Genomic DNA, 22395 nt, shown 5'->3' with positions numbered 1-22395 from the left:
CGTGCCCGGAGGCTTCGGATTTCATACCGTGCGTTACGAGATCGATGCGACCTGTTATGTGACTTGTCGAGGGGGCCTGGATCGGTTGCCTGCATCGGTGCGGGGACGCCAACCTGAGGATCGGTGGTCGGCGGTGGACCGGGGCGAGGAGCAGCGATGAAGATCGATTACAACCTGTCGGACGACATCGCCGTGACCGCAGGCTCCGCGGTCGAGGTCGAGAAGGACGGCTACGCCGGGGCCTGGGTGGGGGAGACCAGCCACGACCCGTTCCTCCAGTGTCTGCAGGCATCGATCGTGACCGACTCGATCACCGTCGGGACGTCGATCGCGATCGCCTTCGCGCGAACCCCGATGACGCTGGCGAACCTGGGCTACGACCTGGCGCAGTACAGCGAGGGGCGGTTCGTCCTCGGTCTCGGCTCACAGATCAAGCCGCACATCGAAAGGCGTTTCTCCATGCCGTGGTCGCATCCCGCGGCGCGGATGCGCGAGCTCATCCTCGCCGTCCGGGCGATCTGGGACTGCTGGCAGAACGGCACCAAGCTGGACTTCCGCGGCGACTTCTACACCCACACGCTCATGACGCCGTTCTTCACCCCGAAACCCCATGCGTTCGGCCCGCCCCCCGTCTTTCTCGCCGGCGTCGGCCCGGGCATGACGGAGGTCGCCGGCGAGGTCGCCGACGGATTCTTCGTCCATCCGTTCAGCACCATGCGCTATATCGAGGAAGTGACCATTCCGGCGCTGCTGCGCGGTCGCGCCCGGGCCGGCCGCGGCGACCTGGACGGCTTCACGGTCTGCGGGCCGGCGTTCGTCACGATCGGGCGGACGGACGAGGAGATGGCCCGCGCCGTCGCGGCGACGAAGAAGCAGATCGCCTTCTACGGCTCCACCCCGGCCTACCGTTCCGTCCTCGAGCTGCACGGCTGGGGTGACGTGCAGCCGGAGCTGACGGCGCTGTCCAAGCAGGGCCGCTGGGACGACATGACGGGGCTGATCACCGACGAGATGCTGGCGGAGTTCTCGGTGATCGGCTCGCCGGAGGAGGTCGGGCGCGGTCTCGTCGCCAAGATCGGCGGCGTCTACGCCCGGACGACCCTCTACGACGCGGGCGGCTCGAACAAGGCGCACTGGCCCGCTGTCCTGGACGCCGCGCGCTAACCGTCCGGAACACCGCTGACCGGCCGGGACGCCGCTGACCCGTCCCGGCCGGCCCGGAGGGAGACCGTCGCTGTGAGCTGGCAGTTCGTGGACCCGCCTCCCGCCGAGCCGCCGTTGCATCCCCGCCGGGGCCTGCACGACCCGGTGGTGGGAAGCCCGGTCCGCCGTCCCGGCTCGGTCCGGCGAACGATCACGATCGACGCGCTGCACCCGGACGGGGCCGACGGGGACCTGCATCTCGTCGGCCGCGGCCGGGACCTGGTCACCGCGCCCGACGGCGTGGCCGCGCAGGCCGACGCGGCGCGCTTCCACCTCGAGCTCGCCTTCTCCGGCGGGCGTGAGATCCGCCGCCTCGAGGCCGACCCGGCCGTGCCGGCGCTGCGCCAGCTGGTGGCCACCGGGGGCACGTCGGGGTTCCGCCGCCGCCTCGCGGAGCTGCTGCCCGAGCTCGACCAGAGGCTGCCGCTGCTCGCGGCCATGCTGGACGACGTGTCCGTGGTCGGGCTCATCTCGGGCTACGCGGTGAGCCGGATGGGGTATGTCCTGCCCGGCGGGCGTTTCCTGCTGGCCCAGGCCGACCAGTGCGCCGGCTGGGCCCAGGGCGGGACGATCATCGAGAACATCGAGCGGGAGGGGATGCCGCCGATGGTGACCGGCCCGGCCACCCCGCCGCTCGTCCGCCCGGACGACCCGCAGGGCTGGCACGAGCTGCCGCCGCTGCCGCCGCACGGCATGCGCCGGCACCGCCGCCTGGACGTCGTGCGCTCCCCGGCGATGCCCGGCGCCGCCGACGTGGACCTGTTCTTCCGGGACAGCTACCAGTCCGACGGCGGGCCCGAGACCGTCATCCACGAGTACACGGTCACCGCCCGGCTCGATCTCGCCAGCGGTGTCCTCACGGAGATCACGGCGTATCCCCGGGTCCTGCCCTGGGTGGAATGCCCGTTCGCGGCGGCAAGCGCGTCCCGCCTGACCGGCGTCGCCGCCACCGACGTGCGTGACGTGGTGCGGGCGCAGCTGCGGGGTACAAGCACCTGCACGCACCTCAATGACACGCTTCGGTCGCTGGTCTTCGTGCCCGCTCTCGCCTCGCTCCTGCCCGGGCCGGCCGCGGCCGCGTGACCGGGAGCCCGGGGCCGCCGCCGGGTGAGTGTGAAACGTTCGCCGTCCGTGCCTTTGCGGGGAGTCAGGGAGTCAGCCGTGGGTAGCCGAAACTTCGAGATCGACATCGTCGACCAGGTCGCCTGGCTGGTGCTCTCCCGGCCGGACGAGCTCAACACGTTCCAGCCGGAGTTCTGGTACGAGTTCCCGCAGGCGCTGGCCCGGCTCGGTGCGGACGGCGCCGTCCGCGCGCTCGTCGTGGCGTCCACCGGCCGGCATTTCACCGCGGGTCTGGACCTGTCCGCCTTCGGCAGCGCCGAGCTCTTCGCCGACGGTGAGCCGGCCCGGGCCAACCTCGCCCGCCGGTCGCTGATCCTGCGGATGCAGGAAGCCCTGACGGCCCTGGAACGGCTGCGGGTCCCCGTGCTGGCCGCGGTACAGGGCGGGTGCATCGGCGGTGGCGTCGACCTGATCACCGCCTGCGACATGAGGTACGCCACCGCGGACGCCTTCTTCACGGTCCAGGAGACCAAGATCGGAATTCCGGCGGATCTCGGGACGCTGCAGCGCCTGCCGCGGGTCATCCCGGACGGCCTCGCCCGGGAGCTCGTCTACACCGGGCGCCGGCTGCCCGCCGATCAGGCCCTCGCCGCCGGTCTGGTGAACCAGGTGTTCCCGGACCGGGACGCGATGCTCCGCGGCGTCGGCGAGATCGCCGCGGAGATCGTCGCGAACAGCCCGGTCGCGGTGTGGGGGAGCAAGGAACTGCTGCTGCACGCACGGGACCACACCGTCGCGGACGGGCTGACCTACACCGCCACCTGGCAGGGCGGCGCCTTCCAGCCCGGCGAGGTGGCGGAGTCCGTCCAGGCCAGGTTTGACAAGCGGGCCGCGCGCTACCAGGACCTGCCCTCGGTCACCACGCCCGAACAGGCCGGCCGGTAGCCCGTCCCGCCCGTCCCGTCCCGTCTGCCCGTCCCGCCGGCAGGCTCACAGTGCGAGCCGGTCGTCCGCCGCGTGCGCCTTCTGGGCGAAGGGGCGCAGCATGGCGTCCACGGTGAACGACGCGACCAGCGCGCCCGCCTCGTCGTGCACCCGGCATTCCGAGTGGGTCATCCCGTCGCCGGCGAACGTGGACAGGTGGTGATAACGCATCCACTCGTCGGCGCGCACCGCGGCGTGGAAGGAGATGCCGATCGCGTTGATCCCCGTCGACAGCGTGCGGTGGGCCTGGCTCTGCCCGACCCCGGCGTGCGGGCGCAGTGCGGCTGCGATCGAGATGTGGCCGGTGAACTGGGTGAGCAGCCCGGCGTGCAGCGGCGGGTCCACCGGGACGTCCCGGAACCGGACCCAGGTGTCGATGACCGGCGGGCCGACCGGTGCGTCGGGGTCGTCGGTGTACGCCGCGTCGACCATCCGGATGTCCCGCCCGGTGACGGACATGTCGTACGGCTCGCTGTCGTGGGGGCCCGCGCACGGCTCGGTGGCGGCCTGGTGGCGGACGACGTCCGGGGCCGTGACGTCGAGCAGCAGCGTGCCGCTCGCGCGGCGGCGCCCGCCCTGCGAGACATGCACGGCCAGCGTCGAGAAGCTGCGGCCGGCGCTGAGCTCGTCGATCTCGAACTCCAGCGGCTCCCGGGCGTCCGCCGCCCGGTAGAACACCATGTGCGCCGAGACGACCCTGCGCTCGGGCGCGTGGCGGCCCGCCGCCACGATCGCCTGCCCGAGCATCTGGCTGGCCTCGACGACCGGCCGCCGCGCGCCCGCGAGCGTCATGCTGACGTACCGGCGTTCCCCGGCCGGGCGCACGTTCATGATGTCGATCAGGTCCGCGGCGTCACCCCAGGTGGGGAACCGCTTGATCGTGGTGTCGCGTTCGTCCGAACCCGGGCCGGCGTCGACCACCTCGACCCGCACCCGGTCGTGGTCGAACGCGACCAGGCCGGTCAGCCATTCCAGCCCGGGAGCGGGCTCGGAGAAGGCCCAGACGGCGTCGCGCCCGTCGACGGAGATCACGCCGCCGGGGTCATGCCAGTCCCGGGAGCCGGCCTGCACCTTGCCTTCGAGCGTCCACAGCCGTGCCTGGCCCTTGACCGGGCAGGTGGTGGTGCGGCCCTCGCTGTGCAGGGCCTCGGTGCGCACGTCGGCGGGGGGAAAGTAGAGAACGGGATCTTCGGTCGCCTCCCGCACCCGGACGGCGGCCCGGGACTCGGCCACCAGCACGTCGCCCCACCAGGCCCGAGCCAGGTAGCCGCACGGCTGGTGCGATAACGCGGGACTCTCCGCCGACACTTCGGACGTCACAGGCTCCACGCCAAGTGAAGCTAACACCGGGCCCGGGTGCGGGACGAGCGATCGGTGGCGGGCAGCCGGTCGATCCAGCCGAGGACGAGCGAGTTGAACAGGTCGGGATGCTCCTGGTGGAGCCAGTGGCCGCCGGGCAGCTGATGCACCTCGTCGCAGGGCCCGGTGGCGAGGCCGCGCTCCCAGTCCGCCCGGTCGCCCTGCCGCTCGGAGTAGACCGCCAGCACCGGGCAGGACCGCCCGCGCAGGTAGGCGGTGCTGCGCTCCCGGCTGCCGAACTGGTCCTCGGCCAGCCACATCCCGGCCAGCGCCGCCTGGGCGACGTCGAGCGGCACCCCCATCGCCCGGCGCCGGTGCCAGGTCGTCAGCGGCCGGGGCGCCTCGGGGCCGGCGAGTGCGGCCAGGTAGCGCAACAACCGCTGCTGCGTGCCCGGCGCGCCCAGGTCACCCAGCGTCCGCGTGGTCCGCTCGACCTCTGCCTCGGTGAGGCCGTACGCCGGCTCGACGGCGACCACGCCGCGGACGAGCTCGGGGCTCTCGACGGCCAGCGCGCTGGCCACCATGGCACCCAGCGAGTGCCCGACCGCCACCACCCGGCCCCCAGCGCTTCCAGCGCTCCCGGCGTTCCCAGTGCCTCCAGCGCCTCTGGCGCTCCCGGTGATGCCGAGCTGGCGCAGCAGCGCGGCGACGTCCGCGGCGAGCACCCTCGGGCGCAGGCCCTTGGAGCCGGTGGAGCGGCCGTGCCCGCGCAGGTCGAAGGAGATCACCCGGTGGTGGCCGAGGAAGTCGGGGATCTGGGCGTTCCAGTCGTGCGAGTCGCAGCACCAGCCGTGGATCAGGAGCAGCGGTTCGGCCGCCGGGTCGTCAGCGTCCTGGGCGGGGTCGTCGGTGAAGAACAGCCTCGTCTCGACCCCCAGGTCGAAGTACGGCATCGGTGGACCCCGCTTCGTAGAGACGTTTCGTCGTCTGAACGACGATCTGTGCGGGACCGATGTTCCCCGGACCCTCCCGCAGCCGGGCGGACGGGTCCGGCCACCGGGCCGGGAGCTGGTTCTCGCCCGCGGGCCGGTGGACGTCACCCCGGTCCGGCCGACGCCCGGCCGCGCCTTTCTCGCCGCGGGCCTGTGCCGGGGCCGAGGCATTTCTCGGTGTGAGCTTGATGACGTGCTGAGCGGGTAACTACACCGATACGAGCACGTGGGCTTCCGGTCGACACGTAACAGAAAGGCCACGGAAAGCGGTTGGCTCCTCGCTCGTACGACCTGGCCGTGGACGTCGCGTGCATGGTGGCCTGTTCGCGGAGATCGGGATTGGGGGATCGTCTCGCTGGCTGCCGAACGGACCTGACACCTGCGTAATGCCCGATGAGCACCCATCTGGCATCATGCCGACCAGGGTTATTCGGACGCGCGGTACGCGCTACGGATCCGGAAGATGGTGGGATCATGGCCGCGATTGTTGAGCTGGCGGCGTCGATTGACGGCGTCCCGACCGTGGAGGAGACCGACGCGATGCTCGATGAGCTGCGACGGCTCCCGCGTGACGCAGCGACACTCGAGCTGATCGACGGCCTTCTGGAGATTCGAGCACTACTTGGCGCGTGTGAACCATGTGTTGACACACACGCCAAGTAGCGGATCGATCTGTCCGGCGGACCGCCTGGCGGCGAGCCGGACCTGGAGCCGAACTGTGAACCTTCCATCTCACGGTTCGCGGCCAGTGCTGCCGTGAAGTCCGATTCGACGGTGGAAAAGGTTCAGTGAACTGCCGGCCGGCAGCCGAAATGCAGGCTGCCGGCCGGCAGCCGGACTACTGAGCGCCGAACGGCTGACCCTGCTGGCCGACCTGGCCGATGTTGGCGCCGAGGCGGTCACCACCGGAGAGGTTCTGGCCGGCGCCGACACCGGCGAGCTCCTGCAGGCGGTTCTGGACGTACCGCTCGCTGTGGTGGGTCTTGTCCGCGATCCGCGCAACGAGGTCGTTGACGCTGGTGGCGGCGTCAAGGTCGGCGGTGCTGACCTGGCCGAACTGGTCCAGGATCCGGTAGCGGATCTGGCTCCAGTTCCGACGCAGCTGCTGCTCGACCTGCTGACGCTGCTGCTGGTCCATTCTCGCTGATCCCCTCTCGTGTTTCATCAATCCTTCGCCGAATGGTTCGGCGAAGGCGACGTGAACGCTACTCCAGATCGCCTCCGCCGGCCGTCCAGCCAAGGAATTCTGTGGTAACGGAGCGGGGTGGCAAGAAATGGTGCCGGTTAGGCGTCCTGTCGCTTTCCGGCTACCCGTCCTGTTTGGTCACCCGGCCTGGGCGGGATCCAGGACGAACACCGGAATCTCGCGTTCGGTCTTCTTCTGGTAATCCGCGTAGTCCGGCCAGGCCGCGACCGCGCGTTCCCACCAGAGCGCCTTTTCCGCCCCGATGACCTCACGGGCGACCATGTCCTGGCGGATCGGCCCGTCCTGCAGCTCCACCTGCGGATGGGCGACGATGTTGTGGAACCACACCGGGTGGTTCGGCGCGCCACCGAGGGAGGCGACCACCGCGTAGTGGCCCTCGTGCTCGACCCGCATCAGCGGGCTCTTGCGTATCTTGCCCGACTTCACGCCCAGGGTCGTCAGAATGATCACCGGTGCGCCGCGCAGCTCGGTGCCGCGTGTTCCGCCGGAGCTTTCGTACTCCTCGACCTGCTTGCGTACCCATTCGGCGGGGCTTGGCTCGTATTCACCAGTCAACGGCATGCTGTGAGTCAACACCGCTGGTGAGCGGCTCCTTCCCATCCGGCGCCGCGCGGGCCCGCGGTGTGTCGGGTGCCCGGGGACGCGGCGCCGAGCCGACGCGCCGAGCCGACGCGCCGAGCCGCCAGGCCGTCGCAGGCTCGGCGTCAGACCGCGTCGGTCAGGGCTGGCCAGGCCGCGCGCAGCGCGGGCAGCAGTGGCATCGTCAGCGCGTGGCGGGCCGAGACCCAGGTCCAGTCCGCGGTTTCCCAGTTGGCGGCGGAGGGTTCGAACATCGTGCCGATTTCCAGCACCAGCGTCGTGTATGACCACTGCCCGTGGTCGTCGATGTATTCGCGGGCGGGCGGGTGTGCACGGGGGATGTGTGCCGGCAGCGGGCCGAGCTCCTCCTCGGCCTCCCGCAACGCCCCGGCCAGGGCGGACTCGCCGGGCAGGAGCGCTCCGCCGGGAAGCGCCCAGGTGCCGCCCTGATGCGACCGGGGATGGCGCAGGACGAGCAGATACCTCGGATCCGGGTCGGCGGCTGCCCGCAGCAGCACACCGGCGGCGCCGAGGGCACCCCAGTGCTGGCAGCCGCGCGAGCAGAGCACGAAACGTTCGATCACCGACGGGCCTCCTCCGCGGACGCTGGCGGCTTCGGCCGGCGGTGTGGTCACCAGCCCAGCTTGCCCGCCCACCGCCGCCAGGGACGTCCATGGTGTGAACTTGTCGTGCGCCTGCGGTAAACGCGGACGCTGACGGCCGCCACGTCGAGCCGGAGCGTCTCCCCGCGTGCGGACAGTGCCCGCTCCCGCCGGGTGCCGCGGCCGCCGAAGGCCACGGCGTCGGTGTCCAGCACCGGCTTCCACCGCCGGCCGGCCAGCGACGGGTGCGACAGCGTGCGGCCGGTCGCGGGCTCGTTGGCCAGGCTCGCCACCACGAGGAACTCCTCGCCGGCGTCCCAGCGACGGAAGGCGATCAGCCGGGCCGGGTCGTCGGCCGCCACCACCTCGACGGACCGCGACCGCAGCGCCGGGCTGCCCAGCCGCAGCGCGACGAGCGCCTGGTAGCAGGCGAACTGGCCGGCGCCGCGGTTCGCGCGCAGCCCGGCGAGATCCTCCTTGGCCTCGGTGAACGAGTCGTGGAGAAACGCCTGGTCGGCACCCACCTCGTCGCCCATCAGGAACATCGGCGTGCCGGGGGAGAGCAGCGTGAGCGCCGCGACGCACCGCAGCCGGGCGAGGGCGAACCACGCGGTCTCGCCGTCGAGCGGGGCGTGGTCGACGGCGACGAGGACGTTGCGCGCGGTCTGCTCGGCGTTGCCCGCCTCGTCGTGGCTTTCCGTGTAGACCACGGCGTGGTCTGCCGCTGCCGTCAGGGCGGCACCGAACCGGCCCATCGCCAGCGGCCCGTGCTGGTCGCGCCCGGCGGTGTGCAGCAGCTTCGCGTACTCCGGTCCCTCACCCTTGTCACCGATCAGGTGGTGGTAGAAGTCGACGTACCAGCGTGCGTCGAAGCCGAGCCCGCCCTCCTCGGCGGGCCTGGTCACCTCGGCCCAGCCTGAGTGGTCCTCCGCGATGAGCATCACCTGCGGGTCGACGACACGCAGGGTCTGGCACAGCTCGCGCAGGAACTTGCGCCCGGCGATGTTCGCCGCGCCGACGGGGCTCCCGTCCGCGTGCAGGCTGTTGTAGGCGTGGATCGAGGTGGTCTGATCGACCCGCAGCCCGTCGATGTGGAAGTCGTCGAGCAGCGCGACCGCGCTGGCGATGAACAGCGCGCGGACGTTCTCATCGTGGTAGCGCGGAGCCCAGCCGGAGGAGATGTTGTCGAGGTAGCCACCGTCCGGGTGGGGGTGGTCGGTCTCGGCGCCCTCGTACCAGTAGTAGATGTTCCGGCTCGCGGCCGTGCTGTCGACCTGCCAGGCGCAGCGCTGGGCGTTCGGGCTGTAGTGGTTGTAGACGACGTCCATGAGCACGGCGAGCCCGCGCCGGTGACAGGCGCGGACGAATCCCCGCAGCCCCTCCCGTCCGCCCGCGTTCTGCTTGACGGCGAGCAGATGCGAGCTGCCGTAGCCCCAGGATCTCGTCCCGCTGAACTCGAACATGGGCATCAGCTCGACGGCGTTGACCCCCAGGTCGACGAGGTGGTCCAGCAGGGCCGTCGCGTCGGCGAAGGTGCCGGCCGCGGTGTGGCCGAACCCCAGCGAGCCCACGTGCAGCTCGTAGATGACCAGGTCCTCGACCCGGCGCGGGACGGGCCGCGCCGGGTCGAACTCGTCCGCCCAGAACCGGGCGTCGTCGCGGGTGTCGACGATGACCGAGCAGCTCACGGCGCCGTCCAGCTCGTGGGCCGGCCCGTCGTAGGGGGCGCCGCACGGGTCGACGTCACCGGCGCCGCACTGGCGCGTCGAGTACATGTCGGACCGCCAGGCCACCGAGCCGTCGTCGCGCACGATGCGGTAGGCGTAGCGCCGGCCGACCCAGTCGGTGAAGCCGGGGGCGGCGGCCTCCCACCAGCCGCCGGCCACCGCGCGCATCGGCAGCCTGGTGAGCTGGTCGTCCTCGCCTCGGCCGTCGTCGGCGATGTAGCCGCTCGGCCCGGCGAAGGCCACCTCGACGCCACGCGCGTGCGGCGCCCAGACCCGGAACCGGATCCGCTCAGCCGTCTCGGCTCCGGCGCCGGCTCCGAAGCTGGTGCTGGCTCCCAGGCTGTTGCCGGTGCCGGCGGGCCCGGTGCCGGCGTCGACCTCGCCGCCGGTGTCGCGGATCAGTCGTCGTGCGCCGTTGTGCCGGTGCGTCGCGAGCCGGAACTCGGCCTGGGCCGCCGGCCCGTCCTGCGGCTCGATCCGCAGCTGGCGGACCTGCGTCGTGACCTGCGGGTCCGCCAGCTCCGCGGGGATCCCCCACACCCGCGAGCCGTCGGGACGGACCAGCCACACACCCCAGTCGACGGTCCAGGAGGTACTCGCGTCCAGCGTGACCGAGGCGCGGAAGGCGGCGGTGCCGTCCTCGGCGACGAAGCGCTCCATCGCCGTCGTCGACCACGCGGCGGCGGGCCGCCCCTGCTCGTCCCAGCCGCCGGCGAGCAGTGCCTCGTCCGCGATCCGACGTCCGACTCCGGTGTGGTAGACGAAGTCGACGCGAACGGTTCCGGTGTCCTGCATGACCGACCAGAATGTCATGCTTGGCGCGCTTTGTGGCTTTCGGTACCCGACGGGGCCACCCATCAGCGTAGGCGCGCGTCGGGTGCCCGGGGCGGGCCGGCGGCCGTGACGGGGCCCGGCGCACGCGTCAGCGCTGTTCTCCCGGGAGGACCGCCCGGGAGAACAGCGCCGACAGATGATCTTACTTCAGAAGATCCTCACAGGATCGGCGGGCGGGTCACTCGCTCAGCGACGCGGTGGAATCCAGTGCGGAACCGGAGCTGGAGGTACCGCCGGTCACGTAGACCTGGCCGTCACCACCGGTCGCGGCACCGGCGCCGGCGCGGGTCGACAGCGCCCCGCTCGGGCCGGCCGACCACTTGTCGTCGTCCGGGGTGAACACCTGGGTGTCACCGACGACCTTCCCGCTGCTGTCCCGGCCACCGGTCACATAGACCCGGCCGTCCGGCCCGGTCGCCGCCGCCGCGTCCGAGACACCGGTCGGCAGGTCGGCTACCTGAACCCAGGAACCGCCGGGCGCGCCACCGGAGCCCGGTGTGTACGCATAGGCGTTGGACGAGGCCGTCCTGCCGTTGCCCGAGGTACGCCCACCGGCGGCGAGGATACGGCCGTCCGGCAGGCTCGCCAGGGCGGGCGAGGTCGTGGCCGACGGCGGAGCCGAGGCCGTGGACCAGCTCCTGCTGCCCGGGTCGTAGATGGCCAGCGTGGAGGAGTCGAGGACGTAGATCTTCCCGTCGGTGCCGCGGGTCGCGCTCGGGTCGCCCATCGGCTTCGGCAGCGACGGCCCGCTGCTCCAGGAGCCACTCGACGGTGAGTAGACCTCGACGGAGTTCGTCGGGGTGGCGTCGTCACCGGTACGCCCACCGATCGCGTAGACGTTTCCGTTCGTGTCGGTGGCGGCGGCCGGGCGGGTACGCGCGGTCGTCAGCGACGCCGCGTTGGACCAGGCACCGCTCTTCGGGTCGAACACCTGGACGGTGTCCACCGGCCTGCCCGCGCCGGGTGACGCGGCCGCACCGCCGGCGCCGCCGGTGCCCGGCGAGGCGCTGGCCGACGACGTCGGCGAGCCGCTGGACGTCGCCGTCGAGCCCGGCGACGTGGTGGTGGGTGTGGTGGTGGGCGTCGTTGTGTCGCTACCCGGCGAGCCGGGCATGTCGGTTGGCATGTGGGTCGGCATGTCGGTGGGCATGTCGGTGGGCATGTCGCCGTTGAACGCGGCCGGCGTCAGCCGTACGCCGGGCGTCTGCCCCATCTCGCCACCGGCCGGGGGAGTCGTGGACGTCGTCGGACCGCCGGTCTGGGGCGACCCGGTGGGGGAGGGGGAGGTCGAGGTGGGCCCCGTCGTGGTCGGCGACCCCGTCGGTGAACCGGTCGGCGAACCGGTTCCGCCCGCTCCGCCCGCTCCACCGGCACCCGCCGCGCCGCTGGTGGTCTCACCGCCGATCGCGAAGATCTTTCCGTCGCAGCCGGCGGTCGCCCCCAGGTTGGTACGCGCCGAGGGCAGGTCGGCGACGGACTGCCAGGTCCGCAGCGGGCCGGAGACCTCCGGCAGCGTCGGGCACTTCGCGCCGGCCGCGCCTGCGGCGCCGGGTGCGGCGCTCGCCGTGCCGCTGGGCGAAGGCGAGCCCGTCCCGGTCGGCGAGGTCGTCCCGGTCGGCGATCCGGTTCCGTTGGTCGGCGTGCCCGTCCCGTAGGTCGGCGCGGCCGACTGGGTGGCCGGGCTGGTTGGCTGGGCGTGGGCGTCTGGTGCGAAGAGGATCGGCGTGGCCAGGGCCGCGGTCAGTGTGGCGGTCAGGACGAACGCGCGAGACGCACAGCGCTGGGACGTTCGTGACCAGCTCATGGGTTCCCCCCTCCGAGGCCCCGAGCGGGACCGGACCATTGGGTGGACACCGTGCGCCGCCGATCACTGATCGGCGGCGCACGAGGATGGTCGGCTCTGGTTAGCCGCGGTCGTTGCCACATCGAGGGTCGCGACGGGCACGGAGTGTCTTCCCCTAGTTTCCGAGAGTAGTCATGGCTGTGCGTGACCATCGGGGGTCACCCGCCGCGAATGCCAACCAGCCCACCAGACCACCCGCTCGATGGCTCGACGGGGCACGGTGCGGAGTGGGCCTTAGGCTTGCCGGGCCGGGCGGCGAGGACGGATCGAGGGCCGGGACATGGTGAGCGAGCGTGGCTTCAAGGCCATGAACAGCGCGCACAGGCTGCTGTTGAAGGCGACCCGCGGCCGGCTCGGCTGGCGTGCGATCGGCATGCCCGTCCTGGAGCTGACGACGGTCGGCCGCCGCAGCGGCCACCAGCACACGATCATGCTCACCTCGCCGGTCCGCGACGGCACGTCGATCGTGCTGGTGGCCTCCCGAGGCGGCGACGACCGCCATCCCGACTGGTTCCTCAATCTCCGCGCCCAGCCTGACGTCGAGGTCCGCCTCCGCGGTGGCGCGTGGCGGCCCATGCGCGCCCGGGTCGCCACGGAGGCGGAACGCGACCGGCTGTGGCCGCGGGTCGTCGCGGGCAATCGGGTCTACGAGGGATACCAGCGCAAGTCGAAACGGTTGATTCCGCTGGTCCTGCTGGAGCCGCGCTGACATCACACCTGCGCGGGGCGCGGCTGGTCCGGCCCCCGGGCTCCCGTACCGGCGCCGAGCAGGAGGAATCCGAGCAGGAGGAAGATGCCGGTAGACGAGGAGGCGGGTGGGGGATGGCTGTGCGGGTGCCGGTGGTCGCGCTCACCGGATATCTGGGCGCGGGCAAGACGACGGTGCTGAACCACCTGCTGCGGGCGCCCGGGGCGCGGCTCGGTGTGGTGGTCAACGATTTCGGCGCGATCAACGTCGACGCGGCCCTGGTCAGCGGCCAGGTGGACGAGCCTGCCTCCATCGCCGGTGGATGCCTGTGCTGCCTGCCGGACACCGACGGCCTCGACGTGGCGCTGGCGAAGCTGAGCCAGCCGAAGCTGCGCCTCGACGCGGTGATCGTCGAGGCCAGCGGGGTGGCCGACCCGCCGGCACTCGCCCGGCTCATCCGGTTCAGCGGGGTTCCTCGGGTGCGCCCCGGCGGCCTTGTCGACGTCGTGGACGCCGCCGCCTATTTCGACACGGTCGATCCGGGCACCGGCCTGCCTCCGGCCCGGTTCGCCTCCGCGACCCTCGTCGTGATCAACAAGACCGACCGGCTCCCGCCGGAGCACCGCGCGGACATCCTGGGACGGATCGCCGACCGGGTCCGCGAGTCCAACCCGCAGGTCCACATCGTCGAGACGACGCACGGTCGCCTCGATCCCGCCCTGGTCCTCGACACCGCGAACCCGCACGACCCGATCGACGAGCTCCCGCTCGCCGCCGCGGCCAGGGAGGCCGGCGAAACGGGGGACGGTGAGGGCCACGCCCACGACCACGACGGCGAAGCGCACCCGCGGGCCGACGCGGTGACCGTGCTCGCCACCGGCCCGGTCGACCCGGGCCGGCTGGTCGATCTGATCGAGCGGCCCCCACCGGGCGTCTACCGCCTCAAGGGCACCGTGACCGTGGACACCGGCCGCGGCCTGCGCCCCCATGTGGTCAATCTCGTCGGCGGCCAGATCCACATCGCCGCCCGGCCCAGCATCCCCAAGCCCGGCATCCCCAGGCCCACCAGTCCCGGCCCCGGCCCTGGCCCCGGCCCCGGCACAGCCGGGCCAGGCTCCGCGGCCGACGGCGGTGACGGCCTGGTCGCGATCGGCCTGCGCCTCGACCTGCCCGGCGTCCAGGCCCGGCTGGAGGCGGCCGTCGCACCCTGCACCGTCCGGCCCACCGCGGACGACGTCCGCCGACTGGCCCGCTACCGGCGGCTGAGCGTCTGACCCGCTCGTTCGGCCGCCGCCCGAACTCGGGCTGGAGCGAGCGACAGGCAAGGGCTCCCGCAGCGGGGCGAAAAGAGGCCGGAGTCGCTGACAATCCACAAGAAGAGAGGATTTTGGTCGTTCTGACGACCAAAATCCTTCACTCTTCGGACTCACCCGGGCGGGCCGGCGGCCCTGGGTAACGGATTCCCCGGCTCGGTGCCCCGTTGGTTCGTGCCCTGTCTGCGGCATGACGAAAACCTGGGCGGCGGTACACTCCAAGGCGGGCCTGGAAAGCATGAAGAATGCGATGGGCTGCATTCGGGTCGAGCTTTGTGTATCCGTATGGTGAAGTACCTTCATGGTGAATTGTGGTCAAATTCAGGTGGAAGGTCTGGTTTGGGGAACTTGACACCCTTTGACGGGATAACCAATGCGCGGGATCTCGGTGGTCTCGCCACGTTGGGCGGTTTGCGTACGTTGTCGAGTGTCCTGTATCGGTCCGGCGCTCTGGACCGCATGTCGGAGCGGGACCGGCACCGGCTCGTCAGCGAGATGCGTGTCGGTACGGTCGTGGACATTCGAACGCGCGAGGAATCCGACGGAGACGGGCTCCAGGACCAGCGGCTCCTGCCCGAGGTGCGGTGCGTCCACGTCTCCGTGGTTCCCGAGGGGAGAATCGGTCGCGAGCCCTTCCCCGACGGCCGCGATCCCATTGCGCTCGCCGAGGGCTACTTCGTGAACCTGGTCGAGGGCGCGGAGGCCCTCGCGGAGATCATCGGCATCATCGCGGGTGCGGTGTCGGTGGGCGAGTCGGTGCTCTTCCACTGCGCCGCGGGGCGTGATCGCACCGGGCTGGTCGCGGCTCTCCTGCTCGGTCTGGTCGAGGTCACGGACGAGCACATAATTTCGGACTACATCGCCAGCAACTCCCACGCGCTGACGATCGCGGAACGCCTGCGGGCGAATCCGCTGTACGTCGCGCAGAGTGCTGACGGAATAAAGCCGGTGATGTTGCGGAACCTGACGATGATCCATTTCCTCGGCCTGGTCGGCGACCGGTTCGGTGGCGTCGACGGGTGGGCCTCGCGGGTGGGGGTAAGCGACGAGGCGGTCTCCGGGCTGCGCAGGAGCCTCGTGCCCGGGCAGGCCACGCAGAGCCCGTGACCGTTTCCCGGCGGTTCCCACGGCGTCCCCGCGGCGGCGCTGGCTGAGGCGCATGCCGTGGGGCTGGCGCTGTCAGGTGTTGCGGATGGCGTTGGCGACGAGACCGAGCGCCTCCTCGGCGCGAGGCAGGGCGGCGGGGTCCAGGGTCAGGAAGCCGTGGATCTGCCCGGCGTAGAGGTGCAGGTCGACGCGGACGCCGGCCTGCCACAGCCGGTCGGCGTAGGTGAGGCCTTCGGTGACGAGGGGGTCGCAGCCGGCGAGGAGCAGCGTGGTGGGCGGCAGGTCCCCGACGTCGGCGTGCAGCAGTGCCACATCCGGGTCCTGGCGCAGCGCCGGGTCCGGTACGTAGTGGTCGGAGAACCAGTTGAGGTCGTCGTCGGTCAGCGGCCAGTCGGCGCCGAAGTGGCCGCCGGCGCGGACCTGCCCGCCCGCGGTCACCGGGTAGGCGAGGACCTGCCGGGCCACCGGCGGCCCGCCGTGGTGGAGCAGCCGGCGGACGGCGACGGTGGCGATGTTCCCGCCGGCCGAGTCGCCGAGCACCACCAGCCGGGCCGGGTCGCCTCCCCATTCCGGCGCGTGGGCGGCCGACCATGCGATGGCGGCGACCGCGCTGTCGACGGCGTGTGGGTAGGGATGCTCGGGCGCCAGCGGGTAGCCGACCGACACCAGTACGCAGTCGGCGGCGTGGACGAGCCGCCGGCAGAAGGAGTCCGAGGAGGCGACGCTGCCGATGACCCAGCCGCCGCCGTGGAAGTACACCACCACCGGGAGACCGGCGCCGGCCTGTGCCTGTGGCCGTCGCCGCGCCCGGTAGACGCGAACCGGCACCCCGGCCCGGCCCGGCACGTCCACGGTGGCGTCGTGGACGTGGTCGACGTCCGGGCCGGCGGACCCGGCCGCGGACCGTTCCTCCAGGTAGGCGCGCGCGCCGTCGACACCCCGCTCGCGCATCGACGGCTGGCCGAGCTGCCTGATGCGGGCCGCGAGCTCCGCGGCGTCCGCGTCCTGCCCCGGTGGCAGTGACAGCCTGACCTCGGCGTTGCCCATCGGCCCGCCCTCCTTGTCGCGCGACGGCTATGCTTTGGACGGATGTCCGAACTCCTCGGACGCCTGTCCGGATCGGAGTGTATGTCGCATGACAGGCCCCGCGGTCGGTGAACCGGTCAGCGAACCGGCGGCTGTCACCGCAGACCAGGCCGCACGCTGGTCGCCGAACCAGCAGGCGGCACGTGCGCGCATCGCGCAGGCCGCGGCCCGTCTGGTGGCCCGCTCGGGGATCGCCGCCTGCACGACCCGGGCCGTCGCCGAGGAGGCCGGCCTGACGAAAAGCACGGTCCACTACTACGTCGACGACGCGGGCGAGCTTGTCGACCTGGCCGTCCTGACCTTCCTGCGGCAGTTCGCCGACCACGTACGCCAGCACATGGACGCCGCGGCCGACGGCCCGGCGGCCTTCCGTGCCCTGGTCCGGACCTTCCTCCCTCCCGACCTCCCTCCCGAAGACGGCACCGCGGAACCGGGTGGCACCGCTGCGCCGGGCGGCGAGACGGCCCCGGGAGGCGGCGGCGTGGCGCTCGGTGCGGACGCGAGGCTGAACAGCCTGGTCCTGTGGACCACCTATCTGGCGCACGCCTGGCCCCGGGGCGCCCACGCCGAGGTGCTGACCTGCTTCGAGACCATCCGCGCGCTGTTCGAGGACGCCATCGGGGGATGCGGTGTCCCGGACCCGGCGGAGCGGGCCCGCGCGGTGCACCTCTACCTGCTCGGTGCCGTCCAGCACAACATCATGCGGCCGCTGCCCCCGGCCGAGATCGCCCGCGCGGTCACGGCGCTGAGCGGCGTGCCGCTCCACCAGTGACCCGCACCTGACCGGATGCCCGCTCGGGAAGGATGAAAAGAATGCCAGCCGGCGTCTCCCGGAGAACCGAAGGCTCCTCGTCCTCCTTACTTCCTCCGATCACCCAGGACGACGACCAGATCGCCGCGTTCCTGGAAGGCGTCAGCGTGCCGACGCTGGTCGCGTCGATGGCCCATCTCACCGGGGACCCCGCCTTCGTCCGCGGGCCGCTGCGGCCACGGACCTTCATTCCGAACGACTTCCAGGGCGGGCTCGAGGAGCACGAGTCACGCGCCCTGCGCGAACAGGCGCTGGCCGCGATCCGGGCCTACCGGGACGCCGGCTGCCCGCCGGTGCCTCCGCCGCCCGGCCCGCTCGCGCGGGAGATCATGGCCTGGCTGGTCTGCGAACCGGTCGCCGACGAGTACGCCGCGATGTTCCTGGAGGAGATGAACATCGGGGGCGACGACCCCCGGCGGCTGGACCTCGGTGACCTCGACGCCGCGGCGCGCCACGGCCTTTCCGTCGTCGTGATCGGCTGCGGCCAGTCCGGGCTGCTCGCCGGGGTTCGCCTCAAGCAGGCCGGGATTCCGTTCACCATCATCGAGAAGAACGCGGGCGTCGGCGGAACCTGGCTGGAGAACAGCTACCCGGGCTGCCGGGTGGACGTCGGCAACCATTTCTACTGCTATTCGTTCGAGCCCAGCGACGGCTTCGGCGGCTACTTCTCCCAGCAGCCGGAGCTGCTGAGCTACTTCCGGCAGGTGATGCGCCGCCACGACATCGCGCCGCACGTCCGCTGGAACACGGAGGTGCTTTCCGCGACGTGGGACGAGGCCGCCTCACAATGGCACCTGGTCACCCGGGGCCCGGACGGGACGCAGACCCGCCTCGACGCGAACATAGTCATCTCGGCGGTCGGGCAGCTCAACCGCCCGCTGACCCCCGAGATCCCCGGCCTGGACACCTTCTCCGGCCCGGTCTTCCACACCGCCCGCTGGGATCACTCGGTCGGGCTGGCCGGGAAGCGGGTCGCGCTGATCGGTGCCGGCGCGAGTGGTTTCCAGGTCGCCCCGGCGATCGCGGAGGACGTCGAAAGCCTGGTCGTGTTCCAGCGCAGCGCCCAGTGGATGGCACCGAACCGGAAATACCGCCAGGCCGTGCACGACGGGGCGAGATGGGCCATGCGCCATCTGCCCGGCTACGCGTCCTGGTACCGGTTCATGCTCATGTACCAGGCCAGTGACAAGGCCCTGGACCTGGTCCGGGTGGACCCGGACTGGCCGGGGCTCCCGGAGTCCGTCAACGCCGCGAACGAGGCGCGGCGCCGGGTGCTCCTGTCCTGGATCGAGCGCCAGGTCGGCGACGATCCGGAGCTGCTCGCCAAGGTGGTTCCCGACTACCCGCTGATGGGGAAGCGGCTGCTGCAGGACGACGGAAGCTGGCTGCGGTGCCTGCGCCGGGACAACGTCGACCTGGTCCGCGACGAGATCATCCGGATCGAGCCCGACGCCGTCGTCACCGGCCGGGGGCGTTTCGAGGTCGACGTGATCGTCCTGGCGACGGGTTTCCGAGCCAACGAGTTCCTCGCCCCGATGGACATCACCGGCCGCGGTGGGGTGAGCCTGCGTGAACAGTGGGCGGACGGCCCGGCGGCGCATCTGGGTATCACCGTGCCGCGTTTCCCGAACCTCTTCCTGATGTACGGCCCCGGCACGAACCTCGCGCACGCCGGGAGCATCATCTTCCACTCGGAATGCCAGCTGCGCTTCATCGGATCGTGCCTGCGGGCACTGCTGACGGGCGGGCACCGGTCGATGGAGGTGACCCCCCAGGCGTTCGACGACTATGTCGAGCGGCTGCGGGCCGAACTGGCCGGCACGGTCTGGGCGCATCCGGCGGTGCGGCATTCCTGGTACAAGGGCGACGACGGCAGGGTGCACGTTCTGAGCCCCTGGCGCCTGGTCGACTACTGGCGGATGACCCGCGACGTCGAGCCCGGGTCCTATCTCTTCACCTGACTCTCTGCACGGAGGAGAAAGAACATGACCCACCGGGTCGCCATTGTCACGGGTGGCGCGAGAGGGCAGGGAGCCGCGGTCGTCCGCCGCCTGCGCGCACAGGACTACGCCGTGGTCGCCATGGACCTGACCACCCCGGAGAGCAACGACCCGCTGGTCGTGGACTGCCAGGGGGACGTCCGCAGCGAGAACGACTGGGGGAGGGTGGTCGAGATCGCCGTCGAACGTTTCGGCGCCCTGCACGTCCTGGTCAACAACGCGGGAGTGCTCCGGAGTGGTTCGATCCCGGAGGAGACCGCCGACGGCATGCGCGCGCTGTGGGAGATCAACTGCCTTGGCGCCTTTCTCGGAGTGCAGGTCGCACTGCCGGCCCTGCGCGCCGCGGCGAAGAACCACGACGCCGCGGTCGTCAACACCCTTTCCGTCGCCGCCGTCCGCGGGTTCGCGAACCACAGCGCCTACTCGTCCTCCAAGTTCGCGCTCCGCGGGTTCACCCAGGCGGCGGCCAAGGAACTCAGCCGGGATCGAATCCGGGTGAACGCGGTGGTGCCGGGCCCGATCGCGACCCCGATGCTCGATCCGTCCACCGTCGACCGGCTGGGAAGGGAACTGCCGCTCGGCCGCGCCGGAACCGCGCAGGACGTGGCCGAGGTCGTCGCCTTCCTCGCCTCACCGGCCGCGAGCTTCATCACCGGCAGCGAATACGCCGTCGACGGCGGCCAGCTGCTGTAGGTCTGCTGCCGACCGCTCCGCCGCAATCGGATCCCCTCGTCCCGGATCGCGAAAAACCAGCGGGAGAAGCGCGTCGCGGAGCCCGGTACCAGCCCGGCGGATCCGGTCGTGGAGTGCCGCAAGGTCATCCAAAGCACTCACCGCAGCGCCGATCTGCTCCTGCTGACCACGGACCGGAAGCAGGAGCGGAAGTCGGCGTATGGTCGCCGCGGTGACCAGCCTGACCGCCGAACCGGTCGAATGGGCGAGCAGCCATTCGTGGGTCTGGGGAAGGGCCAGATAATAGAGCAGGTAGCTGGGATCCACGGATTCGTCTGGGCGCAGGCGCAGGCAGGATGTGCCGATCAGCCAACCGCTCTGCTCCTCGGTCACCAGGGCCTGTCGGCCGAGCTGGCCGGTTCGCACGCACACGATGTCACCCGGCCTGAGTCGGTACCGCGTGAGTTTCTCTGCCAGGCCGGGTGCGACATGGTCGATCATCTCCGGCGAGATCCGGTTCTCCACGAGATTCCTGGGCTTGACGACCGCTGTTCCGGAAGGCCCGTTGTGGTCCGTTCTGATCGCGCCGGAGAAACCCACGAGCACGTCGCACACGTCACCCAGAGGTAGCCGTTTCCAGCTGGTGGCAGCCGCGTCCAGAAGGTCGCCTACCGAACCCAGTTGGAGTTCCGCCCGCTCCTGGGCCTCAGCCGCCTGCCGACGCAGCCCGCGCAGGTCGTGACGGAGATCCTCGATCGAGGCCCGAGCGTAGGCAGGGTCGCCAGGGGCGAGGGCGGCGGACGGGGAGGCGAAGGACAGGTAGCGGCCCGGACTGAGCGCGTAGTCGTCCTCGCTGATCCGCCGCCTGGCCACCGGATGCGAGATCACCGTCCCCGACGACAACACTGACCGATCCTGATAGGCCGCCACGATGCGGTCGATGTCCTCGTCACGTAGTTCGAGGCGATTCCGGTCGACCGGCGTCCCAGCACGGTGGGCGTCGATGAACAGCACGTCGTCACGGTCGTGGTCTGGACGGCGCAGTATCCAGAGTGTCACCGGAATCGACGTGTGGGGGAAGAGCTGGGGTGGCAGTGAGACCACCGCGTCGACGGCACCAGCGCGGACCATGGAGGCCCGGATGAAGCTTTCCCGAGGGTTGGCTGATGAACCGGCCCCCGCGGGCATCACGACCGCGGCCCGACCATCCTTGGCCAGGGAGGTCAACGCGAACTGCAGCCAGGCGTAGTTCGCGTTGTGGTTCGGAGGTTCGCCGTAGGGCCAGTGAAAATTCAGGAAGGCGGTGTCCTGCCAGTGTGAGACATTGAACGGCGGGTTGACCAGGACCAGGTCGAACATCTCATCCGGCTTTTGGTCGGGCCAACCTGCACGGCCGGCCCGCAGATTCTGCGGGGCGAGATCATGCAGGAGCAGGTTCATTCTGGCGATCCCCGCGATCGAGGAATCACCCGCATGACCACTGGCGATCAGACCCGAGGTGTTCGGGTTTCGCGATCTGACATGGTCGGCGGCGGCGGTGAGGAACTCACCCGCGCGGCAGAACGGGTCATGGATCCGCTCGCCGCAGCCGGGGTTCGTGAGGCGGACCGCCATCCGAACGACGGAGCGGGGGGTCGTGAGAAGGCCCGACCGCCGACCGCCAGCCGTCGTCGCGTGCGCCAGCAGTTCGTCGGCGATCGGCCCGGCCTGCGTCGGAATACTGCCGCGGCTGTTACCGGACACCGGTTCGAGGCGCTCCAGGATCTCGATCGCTGGTGTGAGTCGGTGGACGTCGGACGAGCTCTCGAGCAGAGGCGACAGGTCCGGTCCATCGCCCGCCGCCTGTGCATGCCAGACGAGCTCTCGCACCTCGTGCGGCAGCCCCCGCCCAGCCGCAGCCCTGAGATCCTTCCATCGCTGCTCCTCCTGGAACCGGAGGTGGAGCAGAGCGAATGCGAGGCCCGTGAGGGGCAGCTGGCCGTCGCTTACCAGGAGCCTGCCTCGGTAGGCGTCGGCGAGTGCCCACCACAGCCGGCCACCGGTTCCTGTGGGGACATCGGCGGACTTCGGCGGTCCGGGCTCTGGTTCGGGGACGTCCACGGCCAGCCGGAAGCGGTCGCCGTAGGTGGCGCCCGGCGCCTCATCGGCGCGGCGGTCCGGGGCGGCGACCGCACGGCCGTCAAGCCAGGAGGCAACCTCCGCCGCCTGGAAGACCTCGCGGCCGTCCCGCTGCTCGGCCGCGGGAAAGCCCACGTGTCGCCTTCGCCAGTTGCTGACCGCGGCCGGTTTCACTCCGGCGCCCCGAGCGATCTCGGTGGCCGACACCCAGGCAGGGCCCGTCATACGTTCCTCACCTCGCCAGCGGCAGTGCCGTGATCGACGGACC

General features: G+C 71.4%; 19 protein-coding genes. 10 read left to right on the top strand and 9 right to left on the bottom strand.

Translation table 11 applies throughout. The features are described 5' to 3' along the window. Positions 1 to 156 precede the first annotated feature (156 nt). The 3 genes from ACG83_RS00375 to ACG83_RS00365 all read left to right on the top strand — a co-directional run bounded on the left by ACG83_RS00375 (position 157) and on the right by ACG83_RS00365 (position 3210). The gene (locus ACG83_RS00375) at positions 157 to 1164 is read left to right on the top strand and encodes an LLM class F420-dependent oxidoreductase (RefSeq protein ID WP_054564178.1); all 1008 of its coding nucleotides are present in this window, start codon (positions 157 to 159) and stop codon (positions 1162 to 1164) included. Between the two features lie 72 nt (positions 1165 to 1236). Beyond that, positions 1237 to 2286: a DUF2889 domain-containing protein gene (locus ACG83_RS00370; RefSeq protein WP_054564177.1), complete on the top strand. Its 1050-nt coding sequence runs from the start codon at positions 1237 to 1239 to the stop codon at positions 2284 to 2286. Between the two features lie 78 nt (positions 2287 to 2364). Then, positions 2365 to 3210 carry an enoyl-CoA hydratase-related protein gene (locus tag ACG83_RS00365; RefSeq protein WP_054564176.1) on the top strand — a complete coding sequence of 282 codons (846 nt, stop codon included), beginning with the start codon at positions 2365 to 2367 and terminating at the stop codon, positions 3208 to 3210. A 45-nt stretch (positions 3211 to 3255) separates the two neighbouring features. Here the strand turns inward: ACG83_RS00365 and ACG83_RS00360 are convergent, their stop codons facing one another. Both ACG83_RS00360 and ACG83_RS00355 read right to left on the bottom strand, forming a co-directional pair. Continuing rightward, complete coding sequence (locus ACG83_RS00360) at positions 3256 to 4569, bottom strand: DUF427 domain-containing protein (protein ID WP_054564175.1); 1314 nt, start codon at positions 4567 to 4569, stop codon at positions 3256 to 3258. 20 nt (positions 4570 to 4589) lie between these two features. Further along, positions 4590 to 5501: an alpha/beta fold hydrolase gene (locus ACG83_RS00355; RefSeq protein WP_054564174.1), complete on the bottom strand. Its 912-nt coding sequence runs from the start codon at positions 5499 to 5501 to the stop codon at positions 4590 to 4592. A gap of 513 nt (positions 5502 to 6014) precedes the next feature. On the opposite strand from ACG83_RS00355, the gene ACG83_RS00350 reads away from it, so the two are divergent. Beyond that, positions 6015 to 6203: a hypothetical protein gene (locus ACG83_RS00350; RefSeq protein WP_054564173.1), complete on the top strand. Its 189-nt coding sequence runs from the start codon at positions 6015 to 6017 to the stop codon at positions 6201 to 6203. A gap of 175 nt (positions 6204 to 6378) precedes the next feature. Here ACG83_RS00350 and ACG83_RS00345 read toward each other — a convergent pair whose 3' ends face one another. From ACG83_RS00345 to ACG83_RS00325, 5 genes are all read right to left on the bottom strand, one after another. Next, a complete protein-coding gene (locus ACG83_RS00345) occupies positions 6379 to 6678 on the bottom strand; it encodes a hypothetical protein (RefSeq protein WP_054564172.1) in 300 nt (99 codons plus the stop codon). 186 nt (positions 6679 to 6864) lie between these two features. Continuing rightward, the gene (locus ACG83_RS00340; protein WP_054564171.1) at positions 6865 to 7308 is read right to left on the bottom strand and encodes a nitroreductase family deazaflavin-dependent oxidoreductase; all 444 of its coding nucleotides are present in this window, start codon (positions 7306 to 7308) and stop codon (positions 6865 to 6867) included. A gap of 143 nt (positions 7309 to 7451) precedes the next feature. Further along, positions 7452 to 7910, bottom strand: a complete 459-nt coding sequence (locus ACG83_RS00335; RefSeq protein WP_235497470.1) for an NUDIX domain-containing protein — start codon at positions 7908 to 7910, stop codon at positions 7452 to 7454. A 47-nt stretch (positions 7911 to 7957) separates the two neighbouring features. After that, positions 7958 to 10468: an alpha-amylase family glycosyl hydrolase gene (locus ACG83_RS00330; RefSeq protein ID WP_054564170.1), complete on the bottom strand. Its 2511-nt coding sequence runs from the start codon at positions 10466 to 10468 to the stop codon at positions 7958 to 7960. Between the two features lie 199 nt (positions 10469 to 10667). Beyond that, positions 10668 to 12293: a kelch repeat-containing protein gene (locus tag ACG83_RS00325; RefSeq protein WP_054564169.1), complete on the bottom strand. Its 1626-nt coding sequence runs from the start codon at positions 12291 to 12293 to the stop codon at positions 10668 to 10670. A gap of 319 nt (positions 12294 to 12612) precedes the next feature. On the opposite strand from ACG83_RS00325, the gene ACG83_RS00320 reads away from it, so the two are divergent. The 3 genes from ACG83_RS00320 to ACG83_RS00310 all read left to right on the top strand — a co-directional run bounded on the left by ACG83_RS00320 (position 12613) and on the right by ACG83_RS00310 (position 15440). Further along, positions 12613 to 13041 (top strand): nitroreductase/quinone reductase family protein, encoded by a 429-nt coding sequence (locus ACG83_RS00320; RefSeq protein WP_054564168.1) that lies wholly within the window; start codon positions 12613 to 12615, stop codon positions 13039 to 13041. Between the two features lie 113 nt (positions 13042 to 13154). After that, on the top strand, positions 13155 to 14294 hold the full coding sequence (locus tag ACG83_RS00315; protein WP_054564167.1) for a GTP-binding protein: 1140 nt from the start codon (positions 13155 to 13157) through the stop codon (positions 14292 to 14294). A gap of 324 nt (positions 14295 to 14618) precedes the next feature. Further along, a complete protein-coding gene (locus ACG83_RS00310; protein ID WP_083472937.1) occupies positions 14619 to 15440 on the top strand; it encodes a tyrosine-protein phosphatase in 822 nt (273 codons plus the stop codon). A gap of 72 nt (positions 15441 to 15512) precedes the next feature. On the opposite strand, the gene ACG83_RS00305 is transcribed toward ACG83_RS00310, so the two are convergent. Further along, positions 15513 to 16487, bottom strand: coding sequence for an alpha/beta hydrolase (locus ACG83_RS00305; protein WP_054564165.1), 975 nt, complete (start codon positions 16485 to 16487; stop codon positions 15513 to 15515). Positions 16488 to 16575: 88 nt separating this feature from the next. Between ACG83_RS00305 and ACG83_RS00300 the strand changes: the two genes are divergently transcribed. The 3 genes from ACG83_RS00300 to ACG83_RS00290 are packed head-to-tail and all read left to right on the top strand — an operon-like array spanning position 16576 to position 20030. Continuing rightward, positions 16576 to 17298 carry a TetR/AcrR family transcriptional regulator gene (locus ACG83_RS00300; protein WP_054564164.1) on the top strand — a complete coding sequence of 241 codons (723 nt, stop codon included), beginning with the start codon at positions 16576 to 16578 and terminating at the stop codon, positions 17296 to 17298. A gap of 41 nt (positions 17299 to 17339) precedes the next feature. Continuing rightward, on the top strand, positions 17340 to 19298 hold the full coding sequence (locus ACG83_RS00295) for an NAD(P)/FAD-dependent oxidoreductase (protein ID WP_054564163.1): 1959 nt from the start codon (positions 17340 to 17342) through the stop codon (positions 19296 to 19298). A 24-nt stretch (positions 19299 to 19322) separates the two neighbouring features. After that, entirely contained in the window at positions 19323 to 20030 is a 708-nt protein-coding gene (locus ACG83_RS00290) for an SDR family NAD(P)-dependent oxidoreductase (protein WP_054564162.1), read from the top strand. Here the strand turns inward: ACG83_RS00290 and ACG83_RS00285 are convergent. After that, positions 19968 to 22352: a type I restriction-modification system subunit M/S gene (locus tag ACG83_RS00285; protein WP_235497469.1), complete on the bottom strand. Its 2385-nt coding sequence runs from the start codon at positions 22350 to 22352 to the stop codon at positions 19968 to 19970. The genes ACG83_RS00290 and ACG83_RS00285 overlap by 63 nt on opposite strands. Positions 22353 to 22395 lie beyond the last annotated feature (43 nt).

It is taken from the genome of Frankia sp. R43, from assembly GCF_001306465.1.
Lineage (GTDB): Bacteria > Actinomycetota > Actinomycetes > Frankiales > Frankiaceae > Parafrankia > Parafrankia irregularis.
The sequence above is the reverse complement of the archived record's forward strand: the minus strand, read 5'-3'. Positions and strand labels throughout refer to the sequence as shown.